At 31.8% G+C, this 16,864-nt stretch carries 13 protein-coding genes; 3 read left to right on the forward strand and 10 right to left on the reverse strand.

What is annotated here, in order from left to right; genetic code table 11:
- The first annotated feature begins 34 nt into the window (after positions 1–34).
- Positions 35–1,513 carry a carbohydrate-binding protein gene (locus Q4Q40_RS18185; protein WP_303303396.1) on the forward strand — a complete coding sequence of 493 codons (1,479 nt, stop codon included), beginning with the start codon at positions 35–37 and terminating at the stop codon, positions 1,511–1,513.
- 309 nt (positions 1,514–1,822) lie between these two features.
- Here the strand turns inward: Q4Q40_RS18185 and Q4Q40_RS18190 are convergent, their stop codons facing one another.
- From Q4Q40_RS18190 to Q4Q40_RS18230, 9 genes are all read right to left on the reverse strand, one after another.
- Entirely contained in the window at positions 1,823–3,568 is a 1,746-nt protein-coding gene (locus tag Q4Q40_RS18190) for a polysaccharide lyase 6 family protein (RefSeq protein WP_303303397.1), read from the reverse strand.
- Between the two features lie 106 nt (positions 3,569–3,674).
- Entirely contained in the window at positions 3,675–5,252 is a 1,578-nt protein-coding gene (locus tag Q4Q40_RS18195; RefSeq protein ID WP_303303398.1) for a S8 family peptidase, read from the reverse strand.
- 225 nt (positions 5,253–5,477) lie between these two features.
- A complete protein-coding gene (locus Q4Q40_RS18200) occupies positions 5,478–6,434 on the reverse strand; it encodes an aldo/keto reductase (protein WP_303303399.1) in 957 nt (318 codons plus the stop codon).
- Between the two features lie 185 nt (positions 6,435–6,619).
- On the reverse strand, positions 6,620–7,501 hold the full coding sequence (locus Q4Q40_RS18205; RefSeq protein ID WP_303303400.1) for a carbohydrate kinase family protein: 882 nt from the start codon (positions 7,499–7,501) through the stop codon (positions 6,620–6,622).
- Positions 7,502–8,995, reverse strand: a complete 1,494-nt coding sequence (locus Q4Q40_RS18210; RefSeq protein ID WP_303303401.1) for a mannitol dehydrogenase family protein — start codon at positions 8,993–8,995, stop codon at positions 7,502–7,504.
- Between the two features lie 13 nt (positions 8,996–9,008).
- On the reverse strand, positions 9,009–9,977 hold the full coding sequence (locus Q4Q40_RS18215) for an ABC transporter permease (protein ID WP_303303402.1): 969 nt from the start codon (positions 9,975–9,977) through the stop codon (positions 9,009–9,011).
- A gap of 29 nt (positions 9,978–10,006) precedes the next feature.
- Positions 10,007–11,521, reverse strand: a complete 1,515-nt coding sequence (locus Q4Q40_RS18220; protein ID WP_303303404.1) for a sugar ABC transporter ATP-binding protein — start codon at positions 11,519–11,521, stop codon at positions 10,007–10,009.
- A 19-nt stretch (positions 11,522–11,540) separates the two neighbouring features.
- On the reverse strand, positions 11,541–12,596 hold the full coding sequence (locus Q4Q40_RS18225) for a substrate-binding domain-containing protein (RefSeq protein ID WP_303303405.1): 1,056 nt from the start codon (positions 12,594–12,596) through the stop codon (positions 11,541–11,543).
- 30 nt (positions 12,597–12,626) lie between these two features.
- A complete protein-coding gene (locus tag Q4Q40_RS18230) occupies positions 12,627–13,511 on the reverse strand; it encodes a hypothetical protein (RefSeq protein WP_303303406.1) in 885 nt (294 codons plus the stop codon).
- Positions 13,512–13,759: 248 nt separating this feature from the next.
- Here Q4Q40_RS18230 and Q4Q40_RS18235 point away from each other — a divergent pair, with 248 nt between their 5' ends.
- Positions 13,760–14,497: an NUDIX hydrolase gene (locus Q4Q40_RS18235; RefSeq protein ID WP_303303407.1), complete on the forward strand. Its 738-nt coding sequence runs from the start codon at positions 13,760–13,762 to the stop codon at positions 14,495–14,497.
- Positions 14,498–14,709: 212 nt separating this feature from the next.
- On the forward strand, positions 14,710–15,609 hold the full coding sequence (locus Q4Q40_RS18240) for an EamA family transporter (RefSeq protein WP_303303408.1): 900 nt from the start codon (positions 14,710–14,712) through the stop codon (positions 15,607–15,609).
- 61 nt (positions 15,610–15,670) lie between these two features.
- Here the strand turns inward: Q4Q40_RS18240 and Q4Q40_RS18245 are convergent, their stop codons facing one another.
- The gene (locus tag Q4Q40_RS18245) at positions 15,671–16,714 is read right to left on the reverse strand and encodes a hypothetical protein (RefSeq protein ID WP_303303409.1); all 1,044 of its coding nucleotides are present in this window, start codon (positions 16,712–16,714) and stop codon (positions 15,671–15,673) included.
- Between the last annotated feature and the right edge of the window lie 150 nt (positions 16,715–16,864).

The following is a 16,864-nucleotide window of genomic DNA, read 5'->3' on the forward strand; positions in this document are numbered from 1 at the left end:
ATAAAATGTTATTTAAATATAAAAATAGAATATTATGAAATTTAATAATTTAATTATAGCAGTTATACTCTTAATTGGTTGTTTTTCTTGTGATGATTTAGATGATAAACATAACCAGTATCTCACAGAAACAGTATATCCAGGTAGGATAGACAGCTTAAGAACTTATATAGGTATAGAACAAGTTTATTTAGGTTGGGATAAGCCCACAGACAATAAAGCAGACAAAACAATAGTCGATTATGGCATAGAAACCATTGTTTTTGATGCTGCTATTGATACATTAGTTGTAACAGGACTTGATTCTGGAGAGACTTATAACTTTCAGGTATATAATATAGATACAAATGAGAACCAATCGGTAAAACTTTATGCTGATTTGTTTCCAGTTTCTAAAGATTGGATAGCTAGAAACCTGATGTTATCTCAACCAATTGTAACGCCTACAGATGGCGTTAATGTAAACAGTTTAACCTTTAGTTGGAAAGCACTAAATAATGGTGTTATGCAATATAAAGATGGACTAGAGTTTATCTTAACTGATGAGAACGAAAATGAAATTACAGACATATCTGTTGAAAATAATGTTGACGAAGGTGTATTAATTATTGTAGCCTCTAATTTAGATATAAATAAAAGCTATACCCTTTCATACAAAATGAGTTTTAGTCCAAAAATAGATAACAAAGTAATTTTAGATACAACGCCTCTAATGGGCGAAATAACATTTATTCCAAACGATTTTGCACTTGATCCTATTTATTTACTAACAGCATCCACAGGTTGGGATGAATCTTCGTTTATAACTATAGCAGCTGTCGAACCAGGTAAATATGTTGCTAAGAGTATTAGTTTAGGTGCAGGAGAGGTGTTTAGAGCTTTTAAAGAACCTAGTTTATCGTCAGAAGAACAATATGGTTTTTCTTCTTTCAATGTGGTTTCTGCTTTAATGAAGGTAAGCGATGACGGGGATGATAATTTACAATTAATATCGACTGCTTCTGGGCTTTATAATTTAACTATAGAAACCACTAGTAAAATAATAAGTATTTCGGGAACCTATGATGGAATAATAGAATTCCCAGGAACTTTAGAAGCTGAAAATTATAACACAGGCGGACAAGGTGTAGCGTATAGTGATTATGATGGTAATAACAGAGGTAACAGTTATAGAAATGATGGCGTAGACATTAGTGGAGGGCCTACTCCAAGTTTTAATGTTGGTTGGACTAATGATGGTGAATGGCTAGCTTACACCGTAGAGGTACTAGAAACAGGATCATATAGAGTGAACTTTTCTATAGCTTCTGCTAATGCTACAGTTGGTCAATTAGTTTTAAAATTTGATGAAAAAGAGACATTAGTTTTTCAAGGCGTAGGAACAGGTAGTTGGAATATTTTTACGAATCAATTAGCTGGTGATATTGAATTAGAAGCAGGGATTTATGAATTAAAAGTAGAAATGAGAAATCCAGGGCTTAATTTCGATGCGCTAACTCTAACTAAAAATTAACAGTAAAGAGCAACTACCATACTTAGAAACTGTTTAAGTTTTGTTTTTGGAATTAGTTTGGGTGGGTTAGGCTCTCAGTCAAGGCAAAATAAAGGCGAATAGCATCGCTATCTAAAGAAATTTTGTTGCTGAATGAGGGCTTAAGACTGCAAAAAGACTAAAGGATTAAATTTAAACAGTTTCTTAATATTTTAAAGTTTTTGATTAGCACTCGTAACCTATCGATGTAAGGATCATAGATAAAAGTCAATAAATATGAACAACATTTTACAAAAACAACCTCATTTAACTTACGTCGAACTCAGGTTCTTAGTTAACAACAAAACGAACTGCAGTCTTAATAGTTTTCAAAATATAAATACCAGATGAAAAATTACTAATATCAATTTTAGTTCTATTCAGTTCTATATTTTGTGTATGAAGCAATTTTCCTTGAATATCGAATATTTTAATAGCCCCAATAACATCATTATTTTTTGAAATAATCAACTCGTCATTGGCTGGCACAGGATAAAGTTTAATAACGTTCTTATCCAAATTCACATCACTAACAGACAATGTATTTAAAGCGCCAAAACCGACTGTAGACCCAACATTAGCAACCTTATAAGGACCATCCGTACCACCAGATCCAAATTCTTCTGCTCCAGCATCAAAGCTCGCCTCTCTATTCCCATAGAGAATATCTTTTGTTAAAAATGAATACACCCCTACTCCAGCATCAATAGCATCACTTCCAGATACTAGCCTATAAAAATCGGTACCACTAGTTAGCAGCCCCGAAGCTACTGTCTGATTAAAATTTACACCATTGGTTAAATCCCAATTTCCGTTTTGTGTAATATTACCTTCATACTTTGAAGCTCCCGTAGGAGCAGTAATTTCTTGTAATGCAGAAATACTAGAGTTTAACATGATGTTATTTGCTATAATAACATTCTCTGGCGCCAAAGTTAAGCTGCTATTAACAACCGTTCCCACTCTAATGCCTAAATCACAATTAACAAAAGTATTATTAACTATTTGTACATTTTTAACTTGGTAGTATTCATTGAGTGCAGACCCAGGCTTACCATTAGATATATTTATTCCTCCAGTAGTATTAGAACCTGATCCACTTGGCTTTCTGTAATTAAGACCTTCAAAATAATTATTATACACTTTATGATCTTCCCCAATAACTCTTACGCCTCCTGAAAATGGATTATTATTTCCAAAAAAGTAGTTACCATAAACCTCTGTATTGTTTCCATGCCTTAAAGTTAAGGTACCTTGATAATCTCTAAAGGTGTTATTATAATATTTATTACTTCCACTTTTGTTTGAAATAATTTCTACTTCACCTGACCAATTATTGAATAAATTATCATAAACCTCTGTAAATGAATCCGAAAGAGACGTAGTACTTACTCCTATTCGTATCGCGTCTTGGTCATTTAATCCATTAACATCATTATCTACAGGAACTCTATCTGCAAAATAATTATGATGTATTTTAGAATAATCTGGTGTAGAGTTATCATGGTTGTCGTTAATTATACTTCCCACACCATTTTTTCCTATAAAAGAGCAATAACTCACTTCGTTATAGGCTCCATAAATAATGATCCATTTAAAAATATTTTCTTCTTGACTTGCTGTACCATTATATGAATCTATTTTTACATTCCTTACATGACAATTTACACAATGGTTATTATTGGTATCTCTAAACTCAATAACTGGTTCAATTCTTTCATTATTTGAAATAAGACCTGAGGCATTTTGAAAAATAATACCTTCAAAAATAATGTAGCTCCCTCCTATACTGATATTTGAACGTCCTTCAAAAAACACATTCCCAGGATTTTGAGCTTTAATTATACATGGTTGAGAGTCTGTAGCATTTACATTAATTGATATTTGTACATCCACCCAAGTACCATCAACAAGTTCAATAACTGTACCAGCTTGTGCATTTGAAATAGCGTTCTGAAGCTCGGTATTATTACTAACAATTTGTGCTTGAACATTAATAATTAATAACAGTAAAAATACGGGTAAATAATTTTTCATTATGTCTAAATTAAATAATTGGAAAACCAAATTGGTTAACCAGTTTCAAATATAACAAATTTATAAAGGAAAAATCATTTTATAATAAATTAATATAGAATAATAGTTAAACGTTTCCTATTAGAGTACCAGCATTTAGTTTACCATATCCATAATATATACTGTGTCCATTATTATCGTAATTAGCATTGTGTTTATCAATTTTATCACAACTTAATTTGATAAGATCAATGACTTCTGAAAAACTAATGTTAGGTTTTAATGAGACAAGTAATGCTAAAATTCCTGCAACTCCAGGACAAGCACTTGAAGTACCTCCAAATGTTGCTGTATAGTCTCCAACATTATATCCTCCTCCACCTTGTACATCTGTTGTCCATATACCTTCTGTTATTGGTTTTGGGTGATTGAAAAGTGGATATTCAAAATCGTTACTAGGAAATGAACAAATTAACTCTTTTCCAAAATCGCTATAAACAGATCTTTTATCAGTATCATTGCAGGCTCCTATAGCCATTACTTTAGGATAACTTGCGTAACCATCAAAATATATATTTTCTCTACCATTACCAGCTGCCCAAACAATAAGACAACCATTTCCATTTCTTCCCTTAGATGTTGCATAATCGATAGCTAATCTCGTAGAATCTGGAAGTCTAACTCTTCTAGTATGAGTGGGATCACTTGGGTCACTCCAATTCCCATCACGTGGTCCCCAACTACAGGAAATTATGTCCGCTCCATTATCTGCAGCCCAAACAAAAGCCTCAGCTTCATTCATCGAGCCTAAATTTGAATTTAAACGAATGGGCATTAATTTTGAATCTGGAGCAACCCCTGAAGCCATTTTTATTCCAGAAGCACAAGCAACTCCAGCACAAGCTGTACCGTGATTTTCGTATTTGAATTTTGGTCTTGGATCGGATGTCTTTAAAGTTGCATCCCAAGGATGAACAACCTTTCCTTTTGTATTGAATTCTGGATGATCAATATCTATTCCGTCATCAATTATTGCAATTGTAGCTTCATTACCTTTTGTATGCTTCCAAGCTTCTAATACATTTATGTGAGCATCTACATCCGTATTATTTAATTTTGTTTTTTTTAAATGCCACTGTTGTTCATAAATATTTTTTTTCTTTTTATATCTAATAAGTTCTGGATGACATAATTCAACTTCTTTTTTGTCTAAAAGTGAATTGGCAATATCAAAAACCTTTTTACCAACCCCAGATTTAGCTGCAACAAAATATGCATTAGCTGCATAAGTCACTTTTTTCTTTACACTAAGTTCAAATGAATCCAAAACAAACGTACACTCAGGCTCACTTAAATGTTCTTTAAATTTTATAAATATGTTTTCCGTATATAAATGTATTCCATTATCATTATCTATAAATACACGCCCTGCAAATCTAACATTATCTTCCTTTGACACTAATTTTCGTACTTGATTTCGAATCTGTTTACCTGAAAGATCTCCAAGAGCATTACAATGATATATATTAACTAAGGCTTCAGGAAATGAAGATACTAACATTAAATTATCAACCAATCGTTTCTTTTCTGGATTCAATTGATCCCAATTTAGATGTTCTTGATTAAAACGAATTGCGACAAGTGAGTTTGCTTCTTTTAAGTTAATTTTTTGTCCTTTCTCCCCTCCAAATCTATAAGATACCATAATGTTTGATTTTATAATTAATAACCAGTATATAGCAAATATATTGTCAACAAGTATATTTGAACATACCCAATGAAGGGTATATTTTAGAATACCCCTGCTCTAGCATGCCAAAATGGGTTCAAGTTCTTACTTAGTTTAATCCTAATAAAATATTTTGTAGAAGTATGTGTATGGTAATGCTTAAAGGCTCTGGTTTTATAAATATTCTTCCGCAGTTGCCTGTTAATTCCAAGCAAGCAGTTTTCGTTCTTGCCAGTAATTATTAGAATTTATGCTATGTCTTTTTAATTCTCTTAATTCTTCTTTAGATAAAATAACCTTATTTACTTTAAGGTTGGATTTTAAATGCTCACTGCTTGAGGCACCACTTAAAACCATACTTTTTGGCATGTTTTGCTGGCAAAATTTTAAAGCAATTGCATCTGTACCAACATGGTGTGTTTCAGCCAGTTTCTCTAAAGTATTATAGAGTTCCTTATAGTGTTTATAATTACTATTTTTAAAGAGTCGCCCATTTGCAAGCGCTTCTTTAATAATAACTTTCTTGTCTTGTTCAAAAAGCTCGTTTGATATGGTTTCTAAACTTTGATCTAAAATATTGTAAGTTACCTGAAAAGCATCAAACAAAGCATGGCCTGCTACTTCAACATCCAAAGCTTTTTTAATGACTTCAGTTTGATTGGCTCCAGTTGTAGTGATACCAATTTCTAAACCATATTCATATTTCAAGGTGGCAAGTCGGTTTAGAATAGCTTCGTTCTTTAAAACACCTGTTTCTATAGTAGCAGAGTGAATTTGGTATACTTTTAAGTTTGATGCAAATGTTTTAGACACCTCCCATTGTTCATTCAATTTAGATAAACTATGTTCCTTGATTTCATGAACTTTTGCTTTGGCATCAAAATTAGCGACATACGTATATCCCCATTTTGTTGCTACTTGAATAGCAGGATCATTTTTAGTTTGTAACCATTCTAATAATAAACCTTCCGCTAAACCATAACCAGGTGCTGTATCAAAATAACGCACGCCTAAATTGTAAGCTTCTTCTAATAACTTAAATCCATTGCTTCTAAAAATTTCTAAATTTGTCTGAACTACATTAGGATATCTAATGTTAATATATTGCGGACGACCTATAGCAGCTGTTCCAAGACCTAATTGATTCATTGAATTCATAAAACTTCCATATGATTAAAAAAATGTATCATCTTTTTTCTGGCAATATATTTCAAATTATTTATAGCTCATTTTAGATAATAATTGGTATAAGAAGATAATGGTATCTTATTGGTCTCAAAAATAGTTAAAACCAATGAATTTATCCAATAGATAAAGCTATATAAAATAGTATTTGAGTAAAATTAAGAATTCATAAAACTTTCAATATCCTGAGTCTTTATTTTGGGATTAGCACCTTCGTTACTTGCCACTAAAGCACCAACTGCACAAGCAAAGTCGATGGCATTTTGAGGAGACGCCCCTTTAAGTAATTTATCTATTAAAGAAGCCAAAAAAGAATCTCCAGCTCCAACGGTATCAACAACAACTACTTTATAACCACTATTGTAATAAAAGGCGTCTTTATAATATAGAATAGCGCCATGGCGGCCTTTTGTAACACATATTGATTTGGTGTTGGTTTGTTCTGCTATAAATTTTATAGTTTGTTCTAGAGATCGTTGAGAACCTCCATATTGCTTCGCTATTTCGAAAATTTCATCATCGTTAAATTTAATAAAATCTGCTTCGTTCATCAAGTTATTTAAAACCTCTTTGGTATAATATGGTTCCCTAAGATTAACGTCAAAAATTTTATAGCTGGCCAACTTTAAAAGGGCATAGATCGTTTTTCTTGAAGTGTCATCTCTTGCAACTAAACTCCCGAAAATAAAGGCATCCGAATTTTTAGTAATTTCCTTAGCGTCTTCAGTTAACTGAATATTATCCCAAGCTCGTGGAAATTTAATATCGTAAGAGGCCGACCCTTTTTGATTCAACATTACTTTTACTTTTCCAGTTTTTAATTTTTTATCAATTTGAATATGTTCAGCATCAACACCATGTTCCTTTATAAATTCTATTATTTTTTCACCTTTGGCATCATCACCTCTACTACTAATTATAGCAACATTATTTTTTAAAGATTGTAATCTTATGGCAACATTTAAAGGTGCACCACCAATTTTTTTGTGATTAGGAAAAACATCCCACAAAATTTCTCCGAAGCAAACTATATTTTTCATTTAATTTTTGTTTAAAATCTTACTGTTCGTATCTGCCACACATTTTTCAATACCATAGGTTATTATCTTTTGATATGCTTTAGTATACGCAGCAACAAATATTTCCGATTGGTTAAGTTTACCAAATACAGACTCTATTTCTAAAAAGACTTGCGGGTTTTCTTTTGAAGCCAAGGCCTTTTCTTGTAAAATATTTTTAATAGCATCTTTACGATGTATAGTGTTGCCATTTTTATCTTTTCCTAAACTATATACTGCCCATGCAGCTATTACTAAAGCAGCATAATCTAATGAGCCTTTTTGTTTGAGTTGTGCATTTACGGTAGGTAAAATAAATATTGGGAATTTTGCAGAACTTTCAGAACAAATTCTTTCTATTTGGTCTTTTATATAGCTGTTTCCAAATCTTTGTAGTAATGACTCCTCATATTTTTGTAAATTAATACCTTCTAAATTACCCAAAATTGGTATAACCTCATGTTTCATATATGCACGTAAAAACGCATGTAAGTCAGGATTATTAGCGGCTTCATCTATGGTGGAATACCCCATTAAAGCACCTATAATACCTAGTATAGAATGACCTGCGTTTAGCAAACTTAATTTCATTTTTTCATATGGCGCTACATTTTCAACAAATTGTGCCCCTACGGTTTCCCAAGCTGGTCTTCCTGCAATAAAATCATCTTCTATAACCCATTGTATAAAGGGTTCACAGACAACTGGCCATGCATCATCAATTCCCGAGGTTTCTTTTAAATTGGTTATATCAATTGGTGCTGTTGCTGGTGTAATTCTATCTACCATAGCATTAGGAAAGGAGACGTTTTGCAATATCCAAGGTGCTAATTCTGGTTCAGCAACGAGTACATAACTCAATAACATCTTTTTGGTCATGTGTCCGTTACCTTGTATATTATCGCAAGATTGTATGGTACAACCTACTAAGCCACGCTCTTTTCTTAGTTTTAGAGCTTGAGTTAAGTATCCAAAAATTGTTTTTGGTGCTTGTGGATGTTTTTGATCATGTTGGATCAATTGATTTTCAAAATCAAATTCACCTGTAGCTTCATTATAATTATAGCCACCTTCCGTAATGGTTAATGTAATAATCTTAACTTCTGGACTAGCCATTTTTTCAATCACTAGTAATGGATCTTCGGGGGCAAACAAATACTCTACAATAGAGCCTATAACTCTTTTTGTTAAGGAGCCATCCAGTTCTTTTACCACAAGTGTATACAGCCCGTTTTGATCTTTTAGGGTATTGTATATTTTGGTATCGAAATCTAATAATGCGACCCCGCAAATACCCCAATCTGTTACTGATTCGTTTAATAATTGATCGGTATAAAAGGCCTGATGTGCTCTATGAAAACCACCAACGCCAACATGCACAATACCTGTTTTTACTTTCTCTCTATTGTATTGAGGAATAGAAACACTGTCTTTTAACTTAGGTAAGTTCAGGCTATTTAATTTATAACTAGTCATTTTTTCTATATATTTATTTACGTTCAAAACGTTGCAGTAATACCGCAAAAATAATGATAGCGCCTTTTACTACTTGTTGTGGATAAGATGGTACATTTAATAGATTTAAGATATTCCCTATTAATCCCAGAATAAGCACTCCCATTAAGGTATTAATAGCAGTTCCTTTACCACCATTTAAACTTGCGCCACCAATTACTACAGCAGCAATGGCATCTAACTCCCAGGCCATTCCCATATTAGGAGACCCTAAATTTGTTCTAGATGCCACAATTATTGCAGCGGTAGCAGCTAATGCTCCTGAAATGGCATATACTAAAAACTTATATTTATTTACTTTTATGCCTGATAAGCGGGAAGCCTCTTCATTACTACCTATAGCTATAATTAATCTGCCAAATACATTATAGCGCAACATCACCATAACTAAAATAACGATAAGGAAAAATACTAATGCAATATTAGGGATTCCCAAAGTTGAATTATTTGCAAAATTAGACATAAACTCGCCTCCTGGGGTTTTAAAAGTAATTGGTGACCCCTTAGAATAAATAAAACCCAGCCCTCTTGCAATGGTCATTAACGCTAATGTTGCAACAAAAGGAGCCATTTTTTGATAGGCGACCAGGTAACCTGACACACTTCCTAGTGCAAAGCCGATACTAAGTGTTATTAGAATGGCTAAGGGTAAAACAATTATGTTTACTAAAATAGCAAAGGTTACCGCTAATAAAGCAACCATAGACCCTACTGATAAATCAATTCCGCCAGTTAAAATCACAATTAACATACCAATACTAATAATACCAATACCAGATACTTGTTTTAATAAATTAGAAAGGTTTGTGGAGGTAAAAAACACATCTGAAATTAATGCTGAAAAAATTACCAGCAATATAAAAATGAATATCGTGTTATATTTTACTAAAAACTTAAGCACACCTCCAGGACTACTTAGTTGTTTTTTTATTGTTAAGGCCATAATTTAGATTATTTAATCATTAAACTGTATTATTTTAATGGTTCTCCAATGGAGTAACGTAAAATGTTTTCTTCAGAAAATTTTTCTTTTGGTAGTTCTCCATAAAAGGTACCTTCATGCATCACAAGAATACGATCTGCTATCCCCATTATTTCTGGCATATCCGAAGAAATAACCACTACCCCTACTCCTTTTTTAGCGACTTCGTTAATTAGGTTATAGATTTCTATTTTAGCACCAACATCGACACCTCGTGTAGGCTCATCAATAATAATAACCTTACTATCTATACTTAACCATTTTGCTAAAGCTACTTTTTGCTGATTTCCTCCACTTAAATTTTTAACGTCAATTTCCGAACTTGGCGTTTTAACATTCAATTTTTCAATTAAACCCAAAACATTTTTATATTCGTTATTTACATTGATAAAACCACATTTATTAGAGATAGAGTCAAAACTGGTAACACTAATGTTTCTTCTAATAGAAAGTGGTAAAAACACACCTTCTTCTTTTCTATCTTCTGATACAAAACCAATTTGGTGGCCTACAGCGCTTACGGGAGTATTCGTATTTATTTCTTTCCCATTTAATAGTATGGTACCAGATTTCTTTTTATCTGCTCCAAAAATAAGCTTGGCTGTTTCGGTTCTTCCGCTACCACCCAAACCTGCTATTCCTAGTACTTCACCAGGTCTCACTGAAAATGACACATCATGAACCAAGGTATCTTTAGCCGTTAAATTTTTAACTTCAAAAATGGGTTCTTTGCCTATTTCAACATTACGTGTAGGGTATAAATCTTTCAATTCTCTACCAATCATTAAATGAATTATACCATCTGTATCTGTTTCTGATACGGCCATACTACCTGTATCTACACCATCTCTAAGAACGGTAACAGAATCTGCTATTTTAATAATTTCTTCTAAATGATGTGAAATGTAAATAATTGATATGCCCTTTTCCTTTAATTTAAAAAGGTTCTCGAATAATTTTTGAGTATCGGTTGGATCAAAAACAGTTGTTGGCTCGTCCAGTACTAACACTTTAGTGTCTTCAGATAATGCCTTCGCAATTTCTACTACTTGTTTCTGAACAATACTTAAGTCTCTAACAGTTGCCGATGCATCGATTTTAAACCCTAAAGAATCTATTAATTCTTGTGCATTTTTAGTTATTTCTTTCCAATTCATCCAAAATTTACTCGCTCCTAATTTGTGCAAATAAATATTTTCTGCGACCGATAAATCATTGACCAAAGACAATTCTTGATATACCACACTAATACCTAAAACTTGACCTTCGTGCGTGTTTTTCGGGTTTATTTCTTCTCCATTTAGTACAATTTTCCCAGTATCTTTTTGATGAACACCACTAAGAATTTTTACCAATGTAGATTTGCCAGCTCCGTTTTCGCCAAGTAAAGCATGAATTTCACCATGCTTTACTTTAAAATCTACACCATCGAGTACAGAAACAACGCCAAAACTTTTTGATATTCCGGTCATTTCAACTCGGTATTCACTTTCTGAATTTTTCATATCAAATAAGTTTTATTAATTAAAATAATGCTTTAGGATCGTAATATTTCGCAGCGTTTTCCTTTGTAATAAGTAATGGTGGCGTAAATGATGTTTTAGGAAAATCTCTTTTTCCGTTCATGTATTGAATGGCGTATTGTACAGCATTTTTACCAATTTGCACAGGACTGTTCATTGCAGTACATCCGTAAAAATCTGTATCCATGATGTATTTAATAGCTTCTTTTTGTCCGTCTGCACCAGCAACAATTAAAATGTCATCTGTTTTACCAGCTTGAGCAATTGCCTTAATGGCTCCTAATACACAAACATCAGACTCGGTAATCACCACATTAATATCTGGATGAGCTACTAAAATATCTTCCATTGCTTTTAAACCTCCTGCGTAAGACCAATCTGTGTACGCTTGTGTTTTAATATCTAAATCTATATATCCTAAGCTTCGTAACTGCTCTTCGGTAATACCTTGTAGTAAACCTTGCTTACGCGTTTTTCCTACTGGGTTTCCTGCATTACCACTTAATAAAGCAATACTCATTTTATTGTTTCCGAATTTTTTGGCCAGCCACTCTCCTGCTAACTCACCGTTTGCTAAGTTATTAGATTGAATAGTGGTTACATAATCTGCAGAAGGATCTATAGAACTATCAATAATAAACACTGGTATGCCTGCAGCTTTAGCTGCTCTGGTAACACCAACTAGTGCATTAGGGTCTTTAGGATTCAATAATAATGCATCGACACCTTTCGTAATTAAATCTTCTACTGCAGCAACTTGTTTATTAATATCATCTTGTCCGTCTGCAGATAAAAACACCATACCATTTTTTTCAGTATTGGTTTTTATACTTTTTAATAATGCTTGGTAATAAGGTGCGTTTAGTGATGGTGTACAATATCCTATTTTTTTACCTTTAAGATCTATAGCACTTTCAACCTTTTCACTGGTGTCAGTTGCGCTATTAACGTCATTTTTTGTTGCATTGTTTTGATCTACACAACTAAATAAATTAAGTACTAAAGCAAATACCAGTAAAGGCTTTAGCACATTTTTTAATCCGATTTTTGTTTCCATAATGATTGTATTTATTAAGAATTTGTGTTATTAAAATAAAGTGATATCTAATTGCAATACTGTTATTTCTTTTTCAGGATTCCACATAGCAGTAACCTCTATTGGCATTTTGTAGTTTCCAAGGTTAATATTCTTACCAAAAGAAGCACCTACATTAATAAGATTTCCTGCGCCTTCTGTATAAAACGTTTTGTCTGTTATAAAAGACCATGCTCCACCAGCAAAAAGCGACAGATTAGAATCCTCTTTCTCCCAAACTTTACTCTTAACTTCAAAATAATGGGTCCATGAGTTTTTTAAGGAACCATCTGTTTGTTCTTCATAATCTCCAGATCCACCATTTACAATTGTAGCTAAATACAATAATGTATTTGGTGTAATGTTATAGCCAAAGTTGATGTCAACAAAATTATAGCCTTGCGTTTTATCATAACTCCAGTAATGTAGTTTATCGCCTCTTTCTTCTACGCCTGTATAATTGTTATGAGAAACTGCTTCTATAAAAAATGTATCAGAAAAACGATATACCGTGTAAATTGAGAACTCCTTATAGTTTGCACTTACATTTTCTCCTGTGTTTTTATTTACCACATCGATACTGGTAAAACTTGCCCCTCCCCAGACGCCAAATGTAAATTTTTCATTTCGGGAATTATACTCTAAACTAGTAGCAAAAACAGCACCTGGATGCACTACAAAACCATGCCACGTGTGCATGTTCTTTAGATGTCCACTGGCATTAAATGCCTTGTAGTTATCTTTCATATCATCAGTTTGAGCCGAGATTAAATTTATTGTAAAAAACAATAGAGCACAAATAAAGGCAGTACTAAATACTCTTTTATTTTTTTCTTTGCCCAGAAAGTTAAAAACTGATTGCGCCTTTTTTTCAGAATTTTGTGTTATTAATTTCATTTTATGTGGGGGTTAAGATTAACAATTATTTATAAACGTCATATTTACGTTTATTTTTCAAATGTATAAAAAAAAATAACACATTGTTATTTTTTTAGTAAAAAAATAAGGTTTTTACAATATTTAAACCCAAAAATTGCTATTTTGTTAGTATAATTTGAAAAAAAATAATATTAAATTATAACGTGTTTTTTACATTTAATACCTATTTTTACAGTTGAAATCATAAAATTTACATATTTAGTCCTATGAAATTTGAAAAAATTCCAAATATATCGGTAGACTGTGTGGTCTTCGGATATGACACCATCACAAAATCACTCAATGTTTTAGTTATGAAGCGTTATTTAGAATCTGAAACTGGATCTGAAGTTTTGGTTGACGATTATGTGTTAACGGGGTATCATGTTTATGAAAACGAAACTTTAGATGATTCTGCTACTCGAGTTTTAAAAGAATTAACAGGTTTAACCAATCAATATAAGAAGCAGTTTAAAGCTTTTGGTGACCCAGATAGATTAACGAATGAAAAAGATCTACCATGGATTAAGAATGAAGGATTTAATTTGAGAACAATTACTATTGCATATTATTTTTTATTAAAAACCGAAGAAGTTGATTTAAAAAACAGTGCTCATCAAAAAAAATGGTTTCCAGTTAAGGATTTACCAGAATTAGGGTTTGATCATAGGCATATTATATTGGAGGCCTATGAGGATTTAAAAATAAAATGTTTGGCAGAGCCTGTTATTTTTGAATTATTACCCGATAAATTCACTATTAATGAAGTACAAGATTTATATCAATCTATTTTAGGTATAGAGTTTGACAATCGTAATTTTAGGAGAAAATTGATCAACAAAAAATACATTATTGCAATTGACGAAAAACAAGTTGGTGTTTCAAAAAAACCCTCTCAATTGTATATGTTTAGTAAGGATATTTATAAAAAAATATTTCAGAAAAATTATTTAATAAGTATTTAAGTTATAGAACGCATCTTAACTTTTTCTATTTCCTAAAAAATGTCTGAATAAAAACAAAATCATGTTTATTATGAATGTTGTAATTCATAATTTGTACCATATAAAATTGCTTAATACCCCTTAAAACTTTTAATTTTATTGTATATCATTAAAAGTTTTAAAATCGGTTAATATTCTAATTACAAAATCGGTTAAAAAGGTATATTCGCGCCATGTGGATGTATTTAGGTTTATTGGCTGCACTTTTTTTGGGATTACATAATTTATGTAAAAAACATGCTGTACAAGGAAATGAAGTTTTACCTGTACTTTTAGGTACAGTATGTTCTGGTTTTTTGTTACTTCTTCCATTTTTTATAGGCTCTATCTATTTTCCAGAATTCACCAAACAAATAGGGTTTCACATTACTAGTATTTCCTGGAAAACGCATGGTTTTATTTTTATAAAATCAATGATAATGGCAACATCTTGGATTTTGGCATATCAAGCTTTAAAACATTTACCATTAACAATTGTTACTCCAATACGCTCGGCTGGTCCTTTTTTCACCTTTATTGGTGCTATTCTAATTTATCAGGAAAAACCTAATTTTTTACAGTGGATAGGTTTTTCACTTATTATTTTCTCAGTAATACTCTATTCTAAAATAGGAAAAAAAGAAGGCATCAATTTTAAGAGGAATAAATGGATATTTGCCATTATTGGTGCAACATTTTTAGGAGCTTCTAGTGGTTTATACGACAAGTTTTTAATTCAGAACTTAACGTTAAACCCACAAACCTTACAATTTTGGTTTTGTTGGTACACCATACTAATTTTACTGGGTATTTTATCTGTAACATGGTTTCCTAATACTGTAAAACGAAAAGAGTTTAAATGGCGGTGGACTATTATTGCTGTTGGTGTTTTATTACAGGCAGCCGATTATTTTTATTTTAGAAGCTTGCAAGATCCTGATGCGCTAATTATGCTGCTTTCTGCTATAAAACGAAGTCAAATACTAATTGCTGTTATTGTTGGTGGTCTTGTTTTTAAAGAAAAGAATAAACGTAAAAAATTAGTACCATTATTAGGTATTATGATGGGCGTATTTTTGATTTTGTATTCATAAATTAATACTTTCAATATCCATAACCTTATATGTTGGTGCTGTAAATTGAAAAATTGAATTTTTACAATTGGTAATCATTTCTAATTCGTTCAGCTCTTTTAACTTCGAAAGGTGTAAACCAATCCCAAGTGATACCTATATTTAATTGATTACCAGAATCTACAAAACGATAGTTATAATTATCATGACCTGTAATGTAAGCTACAAATAAACCGACATCTTTATTAAAATTAAATGGATAACAAGTCAGGTTTAATTCCCCTCGAAAAGGCGCTACAAATGGATGAGCTCCTTGAATTATTTCTGTTTTCGCTCCAAGTGAATATCTAAATCCTTGGTTGTAAGTATGAATAAATTCATATCCAAAACCAAATCGATTTCTACCATAAATACTTATATCAAAATCAGTATATCCTCCTTTATCAAAAAAACCAAACATATTTTTATGATACAGTTCCCAAGAAGCAGAAAACGAATGTACCTTATACGGTTTATTCTCATTATTAAGATTATTCAACCTGAAATTAAAAGATAACTTTGTAAGATTTGTTGAGAAATTACCATTATTTCTATTTAATAGTGCTGATAAATTTGATTGATCATTTATAGTATTGTGCACTAAGTGGCACTCAGGAGATTCATCTGCAAATTCTGAACTAAAAGAACAACCTGATTGCCCATTAGAATAATGCCCAGACTCAATAGCCCAAGCAAAGAAATTATTATTATCGGTTTTAACCAATCCTTGTAATCCCAATAAAATTCTATAAGAAGGTGTTTTTACTGGTAAAGAATTTTCTGTGTACATCCTAATATGCGGCTGAAAAAGCGCATAGATGGCATAACTTAGTTTGTCTATAGAATTTTGCATTATGTGACGCATATTGTTATAGAAACTATAATAAACTGTAGGTTTTGCATCAAATAAAATATCTTCATAGTCACTTATATTAGATAAATAACTAATACTTGGTTTTACGTGTATTGGATAGTACTCCTTAAACCCAGAATTATCTACTTTAGTCTTTAATGAATCTCTTGTGTTTTGTGCTGTTGCCAAAATGCATGAACATATCAAGAACAAAAATAACATGCTGTTTTTCATTACAATTAATTTAATTATTAGCAAATTTAGATTAAACCATGAATGTTTTTTGCTATTAAATACTTCCAAGAGAGTTTAAATATACAAAAAGCGCTTACTGAATTAGTGCTTTTTTTAAGTAAAGTATTTCGCTTCTATCCATATAATATA

The sequence above is a fragment of the Flavivirga jejuensis genome (genome assembly GCF_030540765.1).
Taxonomy (GTDB): domain Bacteria; phylum Bacteroidota; class Bacteroidia; order Flavobacteriales; family Flavobacteriaceae; genus Flavivirga; species Flavivirga jejuensis.

Bases quoted from the DNA above. Each gene is read 5' to 3' on its own strand.
- Q4Q40_RS18210 (WP_303303401.1), bottom strand. From the start codon at position 8,995: ATGACTAGTTATAAATTAAATAGCCTGAACTTACCTAAGTTAAAAGAC.
- Q4Q40_RS18190 (WP_303303397.1), bottom strand. From the start codon at position 3,568: ATGAAAAATTATTTACCCGTATTTTTACTGTTATTAATTATTAATGTT.
- Q4Q40_RS18185 (WP_303303396.1), top strand. From the start codon at position 35: ATGAAATTTAATAATTTAATTATAGCAGTTATACTCTTAATTGGTTGT.
- Q4Q40_RS18220 (WP_303303404.1), bottom strand. From the start codon at position 11,521: ATGAAAAATTCAGAAAGTGAATACCGAGTTGAAATGACCGGAATATCA.
- Q4Q40_RS18235 (WP_303303407.1), top strand. From the start codon at position 13,760: ATGAAATTTGAAAAAATTCCAAATATATCGGTAGACTGTGTGGTCTTC.
- Q4Q40_RS18215 (WP_303303402.1), bottom strand. From the start codon at position 9,977: ATGGCCTTAACAATAAAAAAACAACTAAGTAGTCCTGGAGGTGTGCTT.
- Q4Q40_RS18245 (WP_303303409.1), bottom strand. From the start codon at position 16,714: ATGAAAAACAGCATGTTATTTTTGTTCTTGATATGTTCATGCATTTTG.
- Q4Q40_RS18230 (WP_303303406.1), bottom strand. From the start codon at position 13,511: ATGAAATTAATAACACAAAATTCTGAAAAAAAGGCGCAATCAGTTTTT.
- Q4Q40_RS18225 (WP_303303405.1), bottom strand. From the start codon at position 12,596: ATGGAAACAAAAATCGGATTAAAAAATGTGCTAAAGCCTTTACTGGTA.
- Q4Q40_RS18240 (WP_303303408.1), top strand. From the start codon at position 14,710: ATGTGGATGTATTTAGGTTTATTGGCTGCACTTTTTTTGGGATTACAT.
- Q4Q40_RS18205 (WP_303303400.1), bottom strand. From the start codon at position 7,501: ATGAAAAATATAGTTTGCTTCGGAGAAATTTTGTGGGATGTTTTTCCT.
- Q4Q40_RS18195 (WP_303303398.1), bottom strand. From the start codon at position 5,252: ATGGTATCTTATAGATTTGGAGGGGAGAAAGGACAAAAAATTAACTTA.
- Q4Q40_RS18200 (WP_303303399.1), bottom strand. From the start codon at position 6,434: ATGAATTCAATGAATCAATTAGGTCTTGGAACAGCTGCTATAGGTCGT.